Source organism: Novosphingobium sp. BL-S-34 (genome assembly GCF_056857015.1).
Genome location: NZ_CM166472.1, coordinates 1,679,780 through 1,697,171, shown reverse-complemented (window position 1 = coordinate 1,697,171; position 17,392 = coordinate 1,679,780). Strand labels below are relative to the sequence as shown.

General features: G+C 66.2%; 15 protein-coding genes. 3 read left to right on the top strand and 12 right to left on the bottom strand.

Annotated features, from left to right (window positions below):
• Positions 1-7: 7 nt before the first annotated feature.
• The 8 genes from AC1VV3_RS08050 to AC1VV3_RS08015 form a co-directional block, all read right to left on the bottom strand.
• Positions 8-1,912 (bottom strand): M1 family metallopeptidase, encoded by a 1,905-nt coding sequence (locus AC1VV3_RS08050; protein WP_482961500.1) that lies wholly within the window; start codon positions 1,910-1,912, stop codon positions 8-10.
• 74 nt (positions 1,913-1,986) lie between these two features.
• The gene (locus tag AC1VV3_RS08045; RefSeq protein WP_431566783.1) at positions 1,987-2,556 is read right to left on the bottom strand and encodes a fasciclin domain-containing protein; all 570 of its coding nucleotides are present in this window, start codon (positions 2,554-2,556) and stop codon (positions 1,987-1,989) included.
• Positions 2,557-2,577: 21 nt separating this feature from the next.
• Positions 2,578-3,870, bottom strand: a complete 1,293-nt coding sequence (locus tag AC1VV3_RS08040) for a hypothetical protein (protein ID WP_482961499.1) — start codon at positions 3,868-3,870, stop codon at positions 2,578-2,580.
• A gap of 302 nt (positions 3,871-4,172) precedes the next feature.
• Entirely contained in the window at positions 4,173-5,582 is a 1,410-nt protein-coding gene (gene glnA, locus AC1VV3_RS08035) for a type I glutamate--ammonia ligase (RefSeq protein ID WP_132264777.1), read from the bottom strand.
• Positions 5,583-5,830: 248 nt separating this feature from the next.
• Complete coding sequence (locus AC1VV3_RS08030) at positions 5,831-6,169, bottom strand: P-II family nitrogen regulator (RefSeq protein ID WP_008832116.1); 339 nt, start codon at positions 6,167-6,169, stop codon at positions 5,831-5,833.
• Positions 6,170-6,730: 561 nt separating this feature from the next.
• On the bottom strand, positions 6,731-7,654 hold the full coding sequence (argC, locus tag AC1VV3_RS08025) for an N-acetyl-gamma-glutamyl-phosphate reductase (RefSeq protein ID WP_132264781.1): 924 nt from the start codon (positions 7,652-7,654) through the stop codon (positions 6,731-6,733).
• Positions 7,654-7,953 (bottom strand): SH3 domain-containing protein, encoded by a 300-nt coding sequence (locus AC1VV3_RS08020; RefSeq protein WP_134094654.1) that lies wholly within the window; start codon positions 7,951-7,953, stop codon positions 7,654-7,656. Before AC1VV3_RS08020 ends, argC begins: the two co-directional genes overlap by 1 nt.
• 117 nt (positions 7,954-8,070) lie before the next feature.
• On the bottom strand, positions 8,071-9,492 hold the full coding sequence (locus AC1VV3_RS08015) for a leucyl aminopeptidase family protein (RefSeq protein ID WP_482961498.1): 1,422 nt from the start codon (positions 9,490-9,492) through the stop codon (positions 8,071-8,073).
• Positions 9,493-9,540: 48 nt separating this feature from the next.
• Between AC1VV3_RS08015 and AC1VV3_RS08010 the strand changes: the two genes are divergently transcribed.
• From AC1VV3_RS08010 to AC1VV3_RS08000, 3 genes are all read left to right on the top strand, one after another.
• Complete coding sequence (locus tag AC1VV3_RS08010; RefSeq protein WP_482961497.1) at positions 9,541-10,395, top strand: DUF4163 domain-containing protein; 855 nt, start codon at positions 9,541-9,543, stop codon at positions 10,393-10,395.
• A 74-nt stretch (positions 10,396-10,469) separates the two neighbouring features.
• A complete protein-coding gene (gene map / locus AC1VV3_RS08005) occupies positions 10,470-11,300 on the top strand; it encodes a type I methionyl aminopeptidase (protein ID WP_134094651.1) in 831 nt (276 codons plus the stop codon).
• A gap of 88 nt (positions 11,301-11,388) precedes the next feature.
• Entirely contained in the window at positions 11,389-12,438 is a 1,050-nt protein-coding gene (locus tag AC1VV3_RS08000) for a hypothetical protein (protein WP_482961496.1), read from the top strand.
• Between the two features lie 60 nt (positions 12,439-12,498).
• Here the strand turns inward: AC1VV3_RS08000 and AC1VV3_RS07995 are convergent, their stop codons facing one another.
• The 4 genes from AC1VV3_RS07995 to lptB form a co-directional block, all read right to left on the bottom strand.
• Entirely contained in the window at positions 12,499-13,866 is a 1,368-nt protein-coding gene (locus tag AC1VV3_RS07995) for a glycosyltransferase (RefSeq protein WP_482961495.1), read from the bottom strand.
• A gap of 260 nt (positions 13,867-14,126) precedes the next feature.
• The gene (locus tag AC1VV3_RS07990) at positions 14,127-14,825 is read right to left on the bottom strand and encodes an energy transducer TonB (protein ID WP_134094648.1); all 699 of its coding nucleotides are present in this window, start codon (positions 14,823-14,825) and stop codon (positions 14,127-14,129) included.
• A gap of 177 nt (positions 14,826-15,002) precedes the next feature.
• Positions 15,003-16,484 carry an RNA polymerase factor sigma-54 gene (gene rpoN, locus AC1VV3_RS07985; RefSeq protein WP_482961494.1) on the bottom strand — a complete coding sequence of 494 codons (1,482 nt, stop codon included), beginning with the start codon at positions 16,482-16,484 and terminating at the stop codon, positions 15,003-15,005.
• Between the two features lie 56 nt (positions 16,485-16,540).
• Positions 16,541-17,353, bottom strand: a complete 813-nt coding sequence (gene lptB, locus AC1VV3_RS07980; RefSeq protein ID WP_243654152.1) for an LPS export ABC transporter ATP-binding protein — start codon at positions 17,351-17,353, stop codon at positions 16,541-16,543.
• Positions 17,354-17,392: the final 39 nt, after the last annotated feature.

Below are 17,392 nucleotides of genomic sequence, written 5' to 3'. Positions count from 1 at the left end.
GGCGGGGCTACTCCTGTGCTGCCCCCGCCGCGACGATACGCGCGATGCCTGCGGCGGTGGAGGGATGGTAGGTCGGCCGGGCTTCCTCGAAGAAGGCGCGCGCCTTCGGCTGGCCCCATTCGTCCTGCTTCATCAGGCCCTTGTAGAGCGGATAGACCAGCAACCCGCGCCCGATCTGCGAAAGGTAGCGGCGCAGGAAGGGGAGGGCAGGATCGTAGCGGTTGGCGATGGCCAGTTCGAACCAGGCCGACTGGATATAGGCATTTCCCGAAGCGGAAAGCCCCAGCGTCTTGTCCAGTTCGGCCAGGCGCGCAGGCGTCTGCCGGCGGTCGATGCCATTGAGGAAACGCAGCCATTCCTGCGTGGTCCAGCCCTTCGTCTCGACGGCGCTGGCCGGTCCGCCGCCATTGAAGGCCGCCAGCCGCGCGTCGACTTTCGCCAGCGTTTCGCTCCGCACATGGACCGCGTTGTCGGGAAGGCCCGCAGCGTAGGACCAGCGGTCGAGCTGGAGCGAGAGTTCCAGCTCCGGCTGGCCTTTCAGCAGGCGTTCGCGCAAGTCGGCCAGGAAGCCCGCAGTGGTCTGGGGCTGGAAGGCGTGGCGGTCGAAATAGGAAGTGAGATAGGCATCCCACTTCGCGCGGCCCACGGTATGCTCGATCATGCGCAGGAAGTTCGAGCCCTTGGTATAGTCCACTTCGCCCGCGCCGGGATCGCCGTGAAGACGAGTGACGGCGCCGGTCTGGCCGCCACCGGCCGCGATTTCGCGGCTCATCACGTCCCAGTCGAGGTCGGCATACGTGGCGGCCTGCTCCTTGCCGTAGAGCGACTCCATGATCCGGTTCTCGAAGTAGGTGGTGAAGCCCTCGTTCAGCCAGGAGTCCGACCAGGTCGCATTGGTGACCAGGTTGCCCGACCAGGAATGCGCCAGTTCATGAGCGACGACGTCGGTGTTCGAACGGTCGCCAGTAACGATCGTGGGGGTCAGGAACGTGAGCATGGGATTTTCCATGCCGCCATAGGGGAAGGCGGGGGGCAGCAGCAGCATGTCGTAGCGGCCCCAGCGATACGGGCCGTAGAGCTTGCTGGCGGCGTCGATCATCTTCTCCACATCGACGAATTCCCTGGCCGCCTTGTCCAGCATCGGCGCCTCGGTCCAGACGCCGGAGCGGGGCCCGAGCGCCTTGAACTTCAGGTCGCCCACGGCGAAGGCGATGAGATAGGGCGGCACCGGCTTGTCCATGCGGAAGCGGAAGGCGCGCCGGCCGTCGGGGAGCAGTTCGCCCTTGTCGCCGGAGAGCTTTTCCGCGCTCATCACCGCCACGAGATCGCCGGGGACGCGCAAGGTGGCTTCCCAGGTCTGGCGGATGCCGGGGCTGTCCTGCGTCGGCACCCACGAGCGGTTGAGAATGGCCTGGCCCTGGCTGAACAGGAACGGCTTCTTCTTGCCGAAGGTCATTTCCGGCGGCAGCCATTGCAGGGCAGTCGCGCCCGGCATGGAGCGATAGGCTATACGGATCCGGCTGGCCCCGGCGAGTTCGACGGTCAGCGCCGAGCCGATGTCCGCATTGTCCGCGTCCTTGGGGCCGAGCGTCCACCGGAGCGGTTTGCCCGCCTCGTCGGTGATCGCGGAAATATCGAGATCCCGTGCGTCGAGCACGATCCGGGTGGCGCCCGGCGCCGCCAGGATGTCCAGCACGGCGCTGCCGCCCAGCGTCTTTGTCGCGAAATCGACGTCCAGGTCCAGCGCCACATGGGTGACGCGGGCCACTTGCGGCTCGGCATGCGTCCACACGTCCTTCGCCTCGGGCGTGGTGAGGATCGGGGCGGGCGGCGTGCCGGCTCCCGTTACGGTCTGGGCGAAAGCGGGGGCGGCGGTTCCGGCGAGCAGCGCGGCGACAAGAAGAATACGCATGGCCGCGACTTATGGTCACGCCCATGGCACTGTGCAAGCGAACCTGTGTTGCAAAGGCGCAAAGGCCGAACCGGCTAGAGTTTCTTGAGAACCCCGGTCACGGGAATGGCGATGCTCGATCCCCCGGTCACGGGATCGCCGTCGAAGCTGGCCTGGGTGCCGTCTTCGGCTGACACGTTGACGATGCCGCCCGCCTGCGTGAAGGTCAGAGTGCCGCCGCCCAAGGTCGAGATCAGGACTTTGCCGTCCTTGCTGGACTTGATGGCGGCGGAGATGTCCTGCGGGGTCATGTAGCCGGTGAGCATGTGGTCCTTGAGCAGCGCCGCCAGTGCGGCGTGATCGTCGGCCTCGGTCAGTTGCTTGCCCGGATCGCCCAACTTTGCGAAGGCGTCGTCCTCCGGGGCGATCAGGGTGTAGCTGGCCTTTTCCTGGAACACGCCCTCGATGCCGGTTTCCTTGAGCGCTTCGGCCACGGTCTGGAGGCCGGCGGCATTGTCGAGCGCCTGCGGCAGGGTCTCGGACACGGCGGCGGCCGCATCGGCGGTGGCGCTGGCCTGTCCCTCCGGGCTGTTCCTGTCGGAGCAGGCGGCCAGCGAGAGGCCGGCGGCGGCCAGCAGCGTGAGTGCGAGATCGGTCTTGCGCATGAATTCCCCTCCTGACGCCGTTCAGGCGATCAGTTCGATGGCGGCCCGCACCAGGCGTGTGGCGGGTTCGAGTTGGTAGATGTAGCCGTCGCTGTATCGATAGAGTGCGTCAGGACCGTCGCGGTACTGGTCGCGGTAGCGTCCGGGGACATTGTAGACGTCGTAGCCGCCCGGCATGGGCTGGCCGATCCGGATCGTCTCGCCCAGCAGCAGGGCCGCTATGCCGGTGATGGTGGGATCGGCAGCGGCCGCATCGCCCGCATTCACGCGGTAGATCGTGTTGTCGTAGTAGCGATAGGAGCCTTCGCCGCCGAGACCGTAGTAGCGGGTGTAGTAGCCGGGCAGCGCGACAGGCCGGTAAGTGCCGGGCCATGCGCGGTCCACGGTCAGCGCGCCGCCGAGCAGCGGCGTGTAGCCGACCACGGCGCTGCTTCCGCCGGGGGCGCCGCCACTCGCTCCGCCCAGGCGCAGCAGGTAGCCTTCGCTGTAGCGATAGCGGGTGTCGTCATCGAAATCGCGGGAGAACCAGCGTGGGTCATGCCAGGCCTTTTCCGGCGGGTGTGTGCGGGGTGGCAGGTTGCAGCCCTGGTACTTGCCGGAGATGGCGGCCGGGCAACCCTCGATCGCCTGACCCCTGCCCGGGGCGGTCCAGCCCGCGTCCTGCCGGCCGGTGACCACCTTCACGCGGTCGTTGGTGGGGACGCGGAATTCGTGGCCGCGCCCATCCCTGTAGCTTACCTGCCGGACATCGCCGCGCGGTGCGGGCGGGGTCAGGCCGGGATCGACGCGGGTTTCATGCGGGCGGCCCTCGCGCGGGTCGGCCGGCGGCGTGCTGCCGCGCTCCTTCGGCGGGACCTGAGGCCGATCGGCGCGCCGGGCTTCGGGATCCTGCTGGGCGGGACGGTTCCCCTCTGCCGGCCGATCACCTTGTGTGGACGCACCGCGTTCCCGATCGCCCCGGTCCTGCTCGCGGCGGGCCGCTTCCTGCTGGCGCTGCTCGCGCTGGGCGGTTTCGCGGTTCTGCGCCTCGGCATGCGGCGGGACGCGGTCGCCGCCCGTCTGGCGCTCCGGCTGGGCGCGCCGTGCCTGTTCGGCATGCTGCTGTTCCGAACGCGGCTGGTCGCCTTGGGGACGGCTCTCGCCGGGCCGATCCTGCGCCGCTTGCGCGCTTGCCATGTGGCCGCCTGCGATGCCGATCGCCACAGGGGCGAGCAGGGCGGTTACCCCGGTGACGATCTTGCCGGTGCTTGGCTTGCGCGTACTGGGCCTGCGGGCACTGGGCCTGCGCGTACTGGGCCTGCGAGTCCTGGGCATCGCTGCTTCTCCTTTGCGGGGGCAACGCGGCGGGATGATAGCTGTTCCTGTCACGATTGTCGCCAAGCGTCGCGGCGGAACGTCGCGCGGCAGGAGCGGGCTGTCCGCACCGTTTCGCACTGAGCGCAAAGGTTCTTTTTCGTGCGGGGTAAGGCGCGGTCGGTCGAGGGAGCCGGTCTCCGCCTGCTGCGGATGCGCTCGAACGGCCAACGAAAAGGGCGCCCGGATTGCTCCGGGCGCCCCACTCGGCGAACTGATGCTCCTTCCCCCCTTTCCGAAGAAACGGGAGGAAGGAAGCGCGATCAGGCGCTGTAGTACATGTCGAACTCGACGGCCGACGGCGTGGTTTCCCAACGCAGCACTTCCGGCCACTTCAGTTCGAGGTAGGATTCGATCTGGTCCACGGTGAACACGCCGCCTTCGAGAAGGAAGGCATGGTCGGCCTGGAGCGAGTCGAGCGCTTCACGCAGCGAACCGCAGACGGTCGGCACTTCGGCGAGTTCGGCCGGCGGCAGATCGTAGAGGTTCTTGTCCATGGCTTCGCCCGGGTGGATCTTGTTCTTGATCCCGTCGAGGCCGGCCATGAGCAGCGAGGCGTAGCAGAGGTAGGGGTTGGCCATCGCGTCGGGGAAGCGGAATTCCACGCGCTTTGCCTTGTCGCCCGCACCGTAGGGGATGCGGCACGAGGCCGAGCGGTTGCGGGCCGAGTAGGCCAGCAGAACCGGGGCTTCGTAGCCCGGCACCAGGCGCTTGTAGCTGTTGGTGGTCGGGTTGGTGAAGGCGTTCAGGGCCTTGGCGTGCTTGATGACGCCGCCGATGAAGTACAGGCACATGTCGGAAAGACCGGCATAGCCGTTACCGGCGAACAGCGGGTTGCCCTTGTCCCAGATCGAGATGTGGGTGTGCATGCCCGAGCCGTTGTCCTTCATGATCGGCTTCGGCATGAACGTGGCGGTCTTGCCATAGGCCTGCGCGACCATGTGGACGACGTACTTGTAGATCTGCATGCGGTCGGCGGTGGTGACCAGCGTGCCGAAGGTCAGGCCGAGTTCGTGCTGGGCAGCCGCCACTTCGTGGTGGTGCTTGTCGCAGGGCAGGCCCATTTCGAGCATGGTGGTGACCATCTCGCCGCGGATGTCGACGGCCGAGTCGACCGGAGCGACCGGGAAGTAGCCGCCCTTGGCGCGCGGACGGTGGGCCAGGTTGCCCGTGTCGTACGACTTGTCCGAATTGCCCGGCAGTTCGATGTCGTCCAGCTTGAAGCCGTTGCCTTCGTAGCCGTCGTAGAACTTCACGTCGTCGAACATGAAGAATTCGGCTTCCGGGCCGACATAGACGGTGTCGCCGAAACCGGCCGACTTGACGAAGGCCTCGGCGCGCTTCGCGGTCGAGCGCGGATCGCGGGCGTAGAGGTCGCCGGTCGAGGGTTCCACGATGTCGCAGAACAGGATGAGCATCGGGGTGGCCGAGAACGGATCGACGTAGACGGCGTCGAGGTCGGGCTTGAGGATCATGTCCGACTCGTTGATGGCCTTCCAGCCTTCGATCGACGAACCGTCGAACATCAGGCCGTCTTCCAGCTCGTCCTCGCCGAGGATCGAAGCGACCATGGTGAGGTGCTGCCACTTGCCCTTGGGGTCGGTGAAACGCAGGTCAACCCACTCGATCTCTTCGTCCTTGATCCTCTTGAGGACGTCCTTTGCACTAGCCATTAGAGTAGTCTCCAGTGATGCTCTTCCGATCCCGAAAGAGGCTTTGGTGTTGCATTGTCCACGGGAAGACCCGGCCCCCGCCGGTTCGTCCCGATCCGGCCCGGAGGATCATTTCGATCCTGCCGAAGCCGGGCAATCGAATTCCGGCACACGCCGGCTTGGATGCGACAGGCGGCGGGAAAGCCCGCCCTTGTGGTCCTGCGCTCTCGAAAATCCTTCGCGGGCGAAGCCTTTCCGCTTCCCGTGATTTACAGGGCGTCGTCGTCCCGCTCGCCGGTGCGGATGCGCACGGCGGTTTCGACCGGCACGACGAAGATCTTGCCGTCACCGATGCGTCCCGTTTGCGCGGCGTCGGCAATGGCTTCCACCACGCGTTCGGCCAGTGCGTCGGGAACCACCACTTCGAGCTTCACCTTGGGCAGGAAGTCGACGACGTATTCGGCGCCGCGATAGAGTTCGGTATGGCCCTTCTGGCGGCCGAAGCCCTTGGCTTCCGTGACGGTGATGCCCGAAACGCCAACTTCGTGCAGTGCTTCCTTCACTTCGTCCAGCTTGAACGGCTTGATGATAGCTTCGATCTTTTTCACGCCTGTGTTGACCCCTGCATGGTCCCGGATCTTTTTCCGAAGACAATTCCGGTCCGGGAACCAGATGCCTCGCGCGCGATTCCCATCAAGAATCGTGCCAATGCGGATGGCCCTCTCGTAGGCCAACTGTGCAGCCGCGAAAAGACCGTAATCTTGGCTTTCGACACCTCGAATGTGCAGAGTCATGCGGGTAACTACCCGGTTGGCGACATTATGTGTTCAAGATTCGGGCACACCCTGCCTCAAAATTGTGCACGCGTGCTGTGAGGGCGAGGGAAGGTTTGCTTCGAACCCGTCACCCCTTGCTGGCCCCATGCCTGCCTGCTCCGCGAGTGCAGCACCCACCTTCGTCATTGCGAGCGCAGCGAAGCAATCCAGAGTCGCGCCGCGCCGCCCTGGATTGCTTCGCTGCGCTCGCAATGACGAAGAGCTGGAGGAACGTACGGGCGAACGAACGGGGGAGGGGACAGGCGAAAAGCGGGGCCTATAAGCTAACGCAAGAAGGCGCCGGAAACCGCTGGGGCTTCCGGCGCCTTCTTTGCGCGGTCGACGTATTGGGGTTTAGAGTCTCAGCCCGGCGGTCTCGGGGAGGCCCGCCATGAGGTTGAGGTTCTGCACCGCAGCCCCGCTCGCGCCCTTGCCGAGATTGTCGAGCATGGCGACGAGGCGTGCCTGGGAACCGTCGCTGGCACCCAGGACGCGCAGCGTCAGCGTGTCCACCGGCGCCATCGAGGCCCGCAGGAGCAGTTCGTCAGGCTGGTCGTCGATCACGGAGACGATCGTGCTGTCCGCATAGAAATCGGCCAGGGCGGCGCGAAGATCGGCCGGCGATCCCGCCTTGGGCATGGCGGACAAGTGCAGCGGCACTTCCACCAGCATGCCGCGATGCGCGGGGACGACGGCCGGCGCGAAGATCGGTTCGATCGACAGGCCGACATGCGCCACCATCTCAGGCACATGCTTGTGGCCGAGCGCCAGGCCATAGGCGCGGAAGGCCACGTCGCGGTCTTCCTCGAAACGGGCGATCAGTGCCTTGCCGCCGCCGGAATAGCCCGAGACGGCGTGGCAGACGTAAGGCCAGTCGGCCGGAAGCAGGCCGGCCTTCACCAGGGGCGCGACGAGGCCGATGAAGCCCGTGGGATAGCAGCCGGGATTGCTGACGAAGCGGGCGGCGGCCACGGCGTCGCGGCCAATCACTTCCGGGAAACCGTAGGTCCAGTCCGGCGCCACGCGGTGCGCCGAGGACGCATCGATCACGCGGGTGGTCTCGTTGCGGATCATGCCCACGGCGGCCTTGGCGGCATCGTCGGGCAGGCAGAGGATCACGAAGTCAGCCGCGTTCAGCGCTTCGGCGCGGGCAGTGTCGTCCTTGCGGCGCGCTTCATCGAGGACGATCAGTTCGAACTCGGCGCGGCCGGCAAGCCGTTCGGCGATCTCGAGGCCGGTGGTTCCGGCGGCGCCGTCGATGAAGACCGTCTTCGTCATCAGCTATGTGCCTTCAATGCGTCGAGCGCGACATAGCCGACCTGGCCGTCTTCGCCCAGCTGGCCCCAGGCCCAGTTGCCCGCCATGTCGAGCACGTTGAACGTGTCGCCAGAGGGCAGGTCGCGAATCGCTTCGGCATCGGCGCGGCTCATCACCCGCAGCACGGCGCCGTCCAGCACCACATGCGGCATCGGCACGGCATAGTGCGGCACGAAGTAGAGACCGGCCAGCTTGATGTGCGCCAGATCGCCGCGCACGGGAAGGCATCCGGGATCCGCGGTCACACTCGGTCCGGTCATGGCCAGCAGTCCATCGATCCGGGGAGGGCGGGTATAGGAATCCTCAGTGGCCAACGCGGGTGCTTCTCCAAATGCAAAGATGCGCGCGCTTAGCGGGGGCATGGCCAAGACGCAAGTTCAGCGGCCGTCGCCGGTGTAGCGCCGCTGCAACATCAGCCACGCCGCCCGCAGGCCGAGGGCGTCTCCACCCTTGGGACGGCCGGGCTTGGCGGCGGGACGCCAGGCGAACGTGTCGAAGTGGGCCCAGTCCATGCCCTTCGGCATGAAACGGTCCATGAACAACGCCGCCGTGCTGGCCCCGGCGAAGCCGCTGGAGCCGGCATTGTTGATGTCGGCAATGTCGGACTTCAGGTATTCGCGGTAGCCATCGTAGAGCGGCAGGCGCCAACAGGGATCGTCCACGGAAAGCCCGGCATCGAGAATGTCCTGCGCGGTCTTGTCATCGCGGGCGAACAGGGCGGGCAGGTCCGGGCCGACGGCGACGCGCGCGGCGCCGGTGAGCGTGGCGAAGTCGATCACCAGTTCAGGCTCCTTCTCGCCGGCGCGGGTCAGCGCGTCGCCCAGGATCAGGCGGCCTTCGGCATCGGTATTGCCGATTTCCACCGTGATGCCGGCGCGGCTGCGCAGCACGTCTCCGGGGCGGAAGGAATTGCCGGCGATGGCGTTCTCCACCGCCGGGATCACCAGATGCAGGCGTACCGGCAGGTTCGCGCCCATGATCAGGCGGGCGAGGGCCAAGGCGTGCGCGGCGCCGCCCATGTCCTTCTTCATCAGCAGCATTCCCGCGCCGGGCTTGATGTCGAGACCGCCCGAATCGAAGCAGACGCCCTTGCCGACGACGGCGATCCTGGGGTGCTTGGGGTCGCCCCATTCCAGCTCGATCAGGCGCGGTGCATGGGCACGGCCAGCCGCACGGCCGACGGCATGGACCATCGGGTATTCGCGCTCCAGCATTTCTCCGCGGGTGATCTTCACCTCCGCACGGAACGCCTTGGCGAGCGATTCCGCCTCGGTTTCGAGCTGGCCCGGGCCCATGTCCTCGGCCGGGGTATTGACGAGATCGCGGACCAGCTCGATCGCCTCGCCCTCGGCGATCATCGCGTCGATCGCCTTGACCTCGGTGGTCAGGAGAATGCGCGGACCTTCCTCGGACGGCTCGGAGCGGTAGCGATCGAAACGGTATTGCCCGGCGATCCAGCCCAGCGCGGCTTTGCCGATCTCGGCCTTGGCGCCATCGGCGCCGGCGCGGCGATAAGTGCCGGCGGGCAGGACATCGGCCAGCTTCGCCAGGCACCAGGTGGTGAGTCTGGCCGGATCGGATACGCCTGCGGCCACAAGCCAGCCGTCGCCATCGGGAAGGATCGCATGGCTTCCCGCATCGCCCACGAACTTCTGCGCTTCGAGCGCGGCGCGCTGCGAAACCGACAGGCCCTTGATGAATTGTTCCAGTCCATCCTTCTCCCCGTCCTTGGAAACGAGGTGGATGGCGACGGCCTTCTGGCCGCGATCGGGCTGAATCAATGCGTTCTTGTCGGTCATGGTCCCATTCTCTAGCCTTGCTGCGAGCATGAGCCGAGAGGAAAAATGATGCGATCTGGTGCCTGGTGTCTTGTCTCCGCTGCAATTGCGGCCCTGCTGCTGAGCGGCTGCAAGGGCGAAAAGTCCGCTCCTGCCCCGTCGGAAACCGCATCGGCCGGGATTTCGGCCCAGACCGAGAGCGCTAACGAAACGACGACGGAGACCAGCACCGAGGCCGGTGACGTCGTCGTGGGCGGCGGCCGCGCGGAGAAGACCGAGAACGATCTTTACGAATTCTCCTATTCCTATCCCGATGCCGCAGGGGCGATTCCAGGGCTCAAGGCCAATCTCGACCAGCAGCTCGACACGTCCCGCGCGGATCTGGTGAGCAGCGCCAGAGAAGGGCAGGCCGAAGCGAAGAAGAACGACTTCCCCTACCACGCCTACAGCTACGGCGAGGACTGGAAGGTCGTGACCAGCCTGCCGGGGTGGCTCTCGCTGTCCTCGGAATCCTACGTCTATTCGGGCGGCGCTCACGGCATGACCGCTTTCGACGGGCTTCTCTGGGATCGCCATGCCGAAACCGCGCGCAAGCCGATCGACCTCTTCACCAGCAAGGAAGCCCTGTCCAAGGCGCTGCGCACCGCGTTCTGCGCCGCGCTCGACAAGGAGCGCGTCAAGCGCCGCGGCGGCCCGATCGACAAGAGCGACGAGATGTTCTCCGAATGCATCGATCCGGTGGAGCAGGTGGTGATCCTGGGCTCGACCAACCGGCAGACGTTCGACCGCATCGGCTTGCTCGTGCCGCCCTACAATGCCGGTCCTTATGCCGAGGGCAGCTATGAAGTGACGGTGCCGGTGACGGGCGCGGTCATGGCCGCTCTCAAGCCGCAGTACCGATCCAGCTTCTCGGTGGCGAAATAGCGAGGCGGAAAAGGCAATAGCGCGCGCTCACGCGTGATCTCGCATTTTGCGCGCGCAATTGTTATGTAGCCCTCATGACCGAATACCAGACCGTCGAACCCGGAAGCGAAACCGTCCTGCGCGACGGCACCATCAAGCTGCACGGCCCCGAGGGCTTCGAGGGCATGCGCAAGGCCGGCCGCCTTGCCGCCATGATCCTCGACGAGATCGCACCGATGGTGCAGCCGGGCGTGACCACGGCCGCCATCGACGACAAAGTGCGCGAACTTACGCTGGACGGCGGCGCCGTGCCCGCCACTCTGGGCTACCGCGGCTATGCCCATTCGTGCTGCATCTCGATCAACCATGTGGTCTGCCACGGAATTCCCTCCGACAAGGCGATCAAGGACGGCGATATCGTCAATATCGACGTTACGCCGCTGCTGGACGGCTGGCACGGCGACACTAGCCGCATGTACCTGGCGGGCGATGTCTCGCTGAAGGCGCGTCGCCTGGTCGAGGTGACGTACGAATGCCTGATGATCGGCATCGAGCAGGCCCGGCCCGGCAACCGCGTGGGTGACATCGGCGCGGCGATCCAGGCCTATGCCGAGTCGTTCCGCTACGGCGTCGTGCGCGAATTCTGCGGCCACGGCCTCGGCCGCCTGTTCCACGACGCACCCGAAGTCGTGCATGCCGGCCGCCCCGGCACCGGGCCGCTGCTGAAGCCCGGCATGTTCATGACCATCGAACCGATGATCAACCTGGGCAAGCCGCCGGTAAAGCTGCTGTCCGACGGCTGGACGGCGGTGACGCGCGACAAGTCGCTGTCGGCGCAGTTCGAGCATTCGATCGGCATCACCGAAACCGGCTGCGAGATCTTCACCACCAGCCCCCAGGGTCTCCACAAGCCGCCCTACGCCTGACGAGTCATCGCCCCGGCGTACGCGCCCGGGCGTGACCTGACGTCTTCGCCATGACAGCCTCCTTTCCCGACACAGGGAAGGGAGAGCCATGGCCACCGCAGCATTCGATCTTACCGGCGGCGTCCCGGAAGAACGCGAGTTCGTCGTCGCGGAAAAGCCCGATGACGGGCTGCGCGATGCCGTGAACGTGTGGATCGAGGAGGAGAACGGCCTCTTCGCCATGCGGATCGGCGTCGAGGCGGTCGGCAATGCCTGGGACAGGCACGAATTCTGGCTCGACGTTGCCTTTGCTGATGGCCGCCTGCTCTCGAAACGCGGGGACGGAGCGGTTCATGCACCTTACGGTGCCGATGGCCGCCCGACCGTGCGCGGCACCGGCCCCGTCCGCTTCGAATGCGAGGACCCCTTCCGCCGCTGGACCGTCTCCTACCGGGGGCAGGCGGCGGAGACTTCGGCACAGGCCATAATCGACGATCCCGATTTCAAGGAAACCCGCTGGAGCGACCTGGAGATCGCGGCCGAAATGGACATGGCCGCGCCGCCCTGGGTGCCGGGATCGCTCCTGCCCGAAGCGGCCGCAGCGCTTGGCGGCGAGCAGGGCAGCTTCATGAGCCCGCGCTACGAGCAGCTCTTTCGCTGCAGCGGCACGCTCACTGTCGACGGCGTGGCCCGCCCGTTCAAGGGCAACGGGCTGCGCATTCGGCGCACCGGCTTTCGCGCCTTCGCCGGCTTCTGGGGCCATTGCTGGCAATCGGCGGTCTTCCCCGATGGCCGCGCCTTCGGCTTCAATATCTATCCCCCGCGCGAGGACGGCGAGCCGAACTATGCCGAGGGCTGGATCATCGATACCGACGGTGTCCACACCCCGGCGCGCCCGGTGGAAGTGCCGTGGCTGCGCCGCTTCGTCACCGGCGGCGAGGATGTGTCCTGCGTGCTCGAAACCGTCGACGGCCGCCGCGTGGCGATCGCGGGCACGACATTCGTCAATGTCCGTTCGCGCGGCGGGTTCGCCAAGCCGGTGGATTGGCCCGCGGACTTCCCGCTCGTCCAGCAGAGCCACGCCTTCTATACGTGGGACGGGCAGAGCACGACCGGCATGATCGAGCGCTCCAGCAAGCCGAGTGTGATGGAGTCATAGAGACGTATCAAGGCGGCGCGTTGCCGTCCTCGGCCGAGGGTTGCTGCCCCCGCGCTTCGCTTACGGCGGCGCGGCCTGCACTGGCTTGCTCAGAAGCGCTAGGAGCGAGATGCGGTTGAAGAACCACATCCGCTGCAATTCCAGGCCGCTGTATTTCCGCAAGGTATTGGCGAAAGTATAAGGCGTATACCAGACGTTGTGGTCGGGGTGGACGGCTTCCAGGAACGTCTCGGTTTCGGCCACGTAGTCGAAATGGCGCGACCGGCACTGGAAGGCGTCAGGCACGGAAATGAGGAAGAGATTGGCGTCCACCGCCGCGATCTGGCCGAGGAACGCCTCGACGTCCGCGACATGCTCCATCACTTCGGGAACGAGTACGACATCGTAGCTGTCAGTGACTTGCGCGAAGTCGGTGAACAGCCGTCCTGTCACGAACGGCCGCAACTGTTCGAGCGCCTCGCCATGGGGATCGAGCCCATCGAGTTGCCGGCAATGCGCTTCAAGCTGGACATGAAGCGAGGTTCGCGGATCGGTAATCGGCCAGTCCGCGCAGCCCACATGCAGCACGCGCTGACCGGCGAGCAGGCTGGCGAGAACCTCCATCCTGCCGAGCGGGGCCAGTTCGGCGCCCACTTGCACGCGCTGCAGGAAGTACGGGGCGTGGATGCCTTCGAGCGGAGATGCGCGCGGCGGGGGTGATGGCGATGGCGTTGCCGGAGTGGGTGCTGTCACTGCCGGCGCCGATGAAGGCGCCGTTTCCGGGGGCTGCCGGGACTGGCTGGCCATGGCGCCGATGTCGGTCCTGTGCATGTCCTCGTAAGTGCGCAGGGTGGAACCCCAGAGTTGATGGGCATAGACCGGGTCGCTGCCGCCATACGTCACGCCCGTGAAGTGGCGCGGGATGAACATGTGGCTCGGGTAGATGCGCAGCGGGGTATAGGCGAACTTGCGGTAGCAGTCGGTCAGGCGCTGCGGACCCACGGTTTTCCAGGCCATGTCGCCGATGACCGAGGGGCTGGCGGCGATGTCCTCGACGATTTGCCGCACGAAGCCATTGCCGGCCTCGCATCCGAAATAGCCGGCGGCGATCAGGCCGGGACGGGCGATTTCGCTTTCCCAGCAGGCGAACGCCTCGCAGTCGAGCAGGGTTTCGTCGAGCGGGCGCAGGCAGATCGAATCGGCATCGAAAACCAGGCCGCCATGTTCGAGCAGGATTTCCCAGCGCATCATGTCTGCCACGCCGTTGAGTTCGCGCGGGGCCATCTGCCGCATGTGAGCCGCGTTCACCCAGTTCCGCCCGTCCAGTTCGGCATTGCCCCAGAGGCGGAATTGCCAATCGGGATGGGCCGCGCGCCAGGTCTCGATGCAATTGTCGGGGCGGCGGGCCTCATCGCCCACCCAGATGAAATGGAAGCTCTTCGGAATCATCAGGCGGCTCCCGGCGGAAGAGGGCGTTCCTGCCGAGAGCTAAAGCGATGCGGTGTATCAAGTCCGAAGGGGGGCTAGGGAATTGTCCCGAGAAGGACCGATCCGGGCCATGAGAGAAGCGGGTAAAGAAAGAAGCGGGCCTGCTCCGCGACATGCGAAGCAGGCCCATCCCCCACCGAGGGCGGGAGCATCAGCCGGAGCGGCACACAAAGTGCGGAAGCGGTGCCGCTCCGGGCGGGTGACCTCTGGGGGTTTCGAGGTCAGTCCCGCGGGATGATCCAGCGGATCGTCCCCAGGTAACTGCCGGAGGCCGCCTGGCCTTCGGCATTGGTGGCCGGTTCGAACCGGGCACGCCTGCTGACGTATTTGCAGGTGGCCTCGTCGAGGCCGGTGAAGCCGCTCGACGCGACGATGGCGCATTGGCTGACGCGCCCGCGCGCATCGATGTCGAGCCTGAAACGGACGCTGCCCTGGTGTTCGGCGCGCAAATCCGCGGTGGGGTAGTCCTGCGTGGTGACCCAGCCCGATGCGGCATTGCTGGGAAGCGCCCCGCGCGGCTGGAACCGGGCCGGGGTCTCGGTTGGCGTGGGCAGCGCCACCGCGACTCTCTCCGTGGGTTCGAAGGCGCTGGGCGTGGCCGTGGGCACCGTGGTGGAGACCTGAACCGGATCCTGGGCAGGAAGCTGGATCCGCGGCGTCGGGGCGGTCAGCAGCGGCTGATCCACGGGCCTATCGGGCTGTGCCTGGGGCTCGGGCGGAGGTGGAACCGGGATAGGTTCCAGCCTGATCTGGGTCGCTTCGGGGTTCTTCGGCGGATCGCTCCTGAGCAGGGTGACCGCGAAACCGTTGACCAGGGCGAGAACGAGTCCACCCTGTATCAAGGCCACGATGCCGCCGGTGAGTGCCTTCTGGCTTCCGTTGGCCAGACTTTTTGTGGAATGTCGATCGACGTAGGACATCGGCAATCCTTTCCATGGGTACACCGCGTTCTTGCGACGTCACGAGCTTGCGGTTGGTCGCAAGTCCGGTGCACTTCATGGAAAGAAGGCTATCACGAATCGAAACAATTCAAATAGAATTATACTAAGCACAACAAGCATTTAACATGTCTTGTTTATCATCTGCTTGCTTAGTTCTTACCGCACCGCAGCAATAGCCTTCTGGCGGCGGCGCTGCACGGAACTGCCCAGCCCGATGGCCTCGCGGTACTTGGCGACGGTGCGGCGGGCCAGTTCGAAGCCTTTGTCCTTCAGCAGGTCCACCAGGGCATCGTCGGACAGGATGGCTTTGGGATCTTCGGCGTCGACAAGACGGCGGATGGCCGCCTTGACCGCTTCGGCCGAGGCGCCTTCGCCGCCGGTGGCGGCGACGCCCGAGGTGAAGAAGAACTTCAGTTCATAAGTCCCGCGCGGACAGCTGAGATATTTGTTCGAGGTGACGCGGCTGACGGTCGATTCGTGCATGCCGATCGCCTCGGCCACGGTGCGCAAAGTCAGCGGCCTGAGCTGCGATATGCCGCCGCTGAAAAAGCCTTCCTGCTGCTTCACCAGTTCGCTGGCGACTTTCAGGATGGTCTTCTGCCGCTGGTCCAGCGCCTTGATCAGCCAGTTCGCATCCGCCAGCTTTTCCGAGAGCCAGGCGCGCGAGCCCTTGTCGGCGCATGTACCTTTCAATTCCACGTAGTAGCTGCGGTTGACGATCAGGCGCGGCAGGCTGGCCTGGTTGACGGCGACATTCCAGCCGCCGTCGCTGCGCGGCGTGACGAGGATATCCGGGGTGACCGCGGCGCTGGGCTCGCCGCCGAAGCGCAGGCCGGGCTTCGGGTCGTAGCCGCGCAGCTCGGACAGCATGTCGGCGAAATCCTCGTCGTCCACGCCGCAGATGCGCTTGAGCCGGGCCAGTTCGCCGCGCGCGAGCAAGTCGAGATTGTCGATCAGCCGCGCCATCAGCGGGTCGAGGCGGTCGGCCTCCCGCGCCTGGAGAGCGATGCATTCGGACAGGGTTCGCGCGCCGACGCCGGTGGGATCGAGCGAATGGACGACGGCCAGTGCCGCCTCCGCCTCGGCCGGATCGACGGCGAGGTCTTCCGCGATTTCCGCGAGCGCGACCGGCAGGTAGCCCGCTTCGTCCAGTTGCCCGATCAGGTAGCGGGCGATCCCGGCCAGCAGAGGGTCGCCGGTGGCAGCGCCGACTTGTGCTTCGAGGTGCTCCACCAAGGTCGCTTCGCCCCGGCCGCGTTCCTCGATGGCGGGCAGTTCCTCGCCGCCGCCGAGGCGTAGGTCGGCGGACCATTCCCCGGTGTCGCGGTCGCGATCGAGCGCGGAAGCGTCGATATCGAGCGGGCGGTCGTCCTCTCCCCGCCCTTCGCCGATGAGCCGGTCCACCGGCGATTCCTCAAGCGTGGTGCGGCGCGCTTCCTCGGGCACGTCGACGGTTTCGGAGGCCGATGCAGCCGGTTCGCCGCCCACGTCGAGCAAGGGGTTGGCCTCCAGCGTTTCGCCGATGAAGGTTTCCACCTCGAGGTTGGACAGCGCCAGCAGCTTGATCGCTTGCTGGAGCTGCGGGGTCATGACCAGCGACTGGCTTTGCCTGAGGTCCAGGCGCGGTCCCAGGGCCATGGCCTAGCGGGCCTGCGTGAGCGGGCCTTTCGACAGGCATGAGCCTGCCGCGAGGGTCACAGCGTGAAGCCTTCGCCGAGGTAAAGCCGGCGCACGTTTTCGTCCGCCACCAGGGCTTCGGGGCTGCCGGCGAACAAGACCTGGCCGCCGTAGATGATGCAGGCACGGTCGACGATGTCGAGCGTCTCGCGCACGTTGTGGTCCGTGATGAGCACGCCGATGCCGCGCGTCTTGAGATCGCGCACGAGGTCGCGGATGTCGGAGATGGACAGCGGGTCAATGCCGGCGAACGGTTCGTCCAGCAGCATGATCGAGGGCTTGGCCGCCAGCGCGCGCGCGATTTCGCAGCGGCGGCGCTCGCCGCCCGAAAGCGCCATGGCCGGGCTGGAGCGCAGGCGGGTGAGGCCGAATTCGTCGAGCAGGCGTTCCAGCTCGCTGGCGCGGACGTTCTTGTCGGGCTCGTTGAGTTCGAGCACGGCGCCGATGTTCTGTTCCACCGTCAGGCCGCGGAAGATGGAGGTTTCCTGCGGCAGGTAACCGAGGCCGAGCACGGCGCGGCGGTACATCGGCAGGCGCGTCACGTCGACGCCGTCCATCAGGATGCGGCCCGAATCGGGGCGCACCAGCCCCATGATCGAATAGAAGCAGGTCGTCTTGCCGGCGCCGTTGGGGCCGAGCAGGCCGAGAACCTCTCCCTTGGCGACGGACAGCGAGATGTCGGTAAGCACCGCGCGCTTGTCGTAGCTCTTGGCGATCGAGATCACTTCGAGTCCGCCGGCTTCGGCGACGGTTGGCACGTGGTGGCCTGCACCTTGGCGGTCCGGCCCGGAGTCAGCCGGGTGCGGGGGGAGTTCGGTGGTTCCGGTCATGTTCAGAGCGGTTTACGCATGCCCCCGTTGCTCGGCAAG

Excerpts from the sequence above, each read along its gene's own strand:
- AC1VV3_RS08050 (WP_482961500.1), bottom strand. The coding sequence starts at position 1,912 with ATGCGTATTCTTCTTGTCGCCGCGCTGCTCGCCGGAACCGCCGCCCCC.
- AC1VV3_RS08045 (WP_431566783.1), bottom strand. The coding sequence starts at position 2,556 with ATGCGCAAGACCGATCTCGCACTCACGCTGCTGGCCGCCGCCGGCCTC.
- AC1VV3_RS08040 (WP_482961499.1), bottom strand. The coding sequence starts at position 3,870 with ATGCCCAGGACTCGCAGGCCCAGTACGCGCAGGCCCAGTGCCCGCAGG.
- glnA (WP_132264777.1), bottom strand. The coding sequence starts at position 5,582 with ATGGCTAGTGCAAAGGACGTCCTCAAGAGGATCAAGGACGAAGAGATC.
- argC (WP_132264781.1), bottom strand. The coding sequence starts at position 7,654 with ATGACGAAGACGGTCTTCATCGACGGCGCCGCCGGAACCACCGGCCTC.
- AC1VV3_RS08020 (WP_134094654.1), bottom strand. The coding sequence starts at position 7,953 with ATGACCGGACCGAGTGTGACCGCGGATCCCGGATGCCTTCCCGTGCGC.
- AC1VV3_RS08015 (WP_482961498.1), bottom strand. The coding sequence starts at position 9,492 with ATGACCGACAAGAACGCATTGATTCAGCCCGATCGCGGCCAGAAGGCC.
- AC1VV3_RS08010 (WP_482961497.1), top strand. The coding sequence starts at position 9,541 with ATGCGATCTGGTGCCTGGTGTCTTGTCTCCGCTGCAATTGCGGCCCTG.
- map (WP_134094651.1), top strand. The coding sequence starts at position 10,470 with ATGACCGAATACCAGACCGTCGAACCCGGAAGCGAAACCGTCCTGCGC.
- AC1VV3_RS08000 (WP_482961496.1), top strand. The coding sequence starts at position 11,389 with ATGGCCACCGCAGCATTCGATCTTACCGGCGGCGTCCCGGAAGAACGC.
- AC1VV3_RS07995 (WP_482961495.1), bottom strand. The coding sequence starts at position 13,866 with ATGATTCCGAAGAGCTTCCATTTCATCTGGGTGGGCGATGAGGCCCGC.
- AC1VV3_RS07990 (WP_134094648.1), bottom strand. The coding sequence starts at position 14,825 with ATGTCCTACGTCGATCGACATTCCACAAAAAGTCTGGCCAACGGAAGC.
- rpoN (WP_482961494.1), bottom strand. The coding sequence starts at position 16,484 with ATGGCCCTGGGACCGCGCCTGGACCTCAGGCAAAGCCAGTCGCTGGTC.
- lptB (WP_243654152.1), bottom strand. The coding sequence starts at position 17,353 with ATGACCGGAACCACCGAACTCCCCCCGCACCCGGCTGACTCCGGGCCG.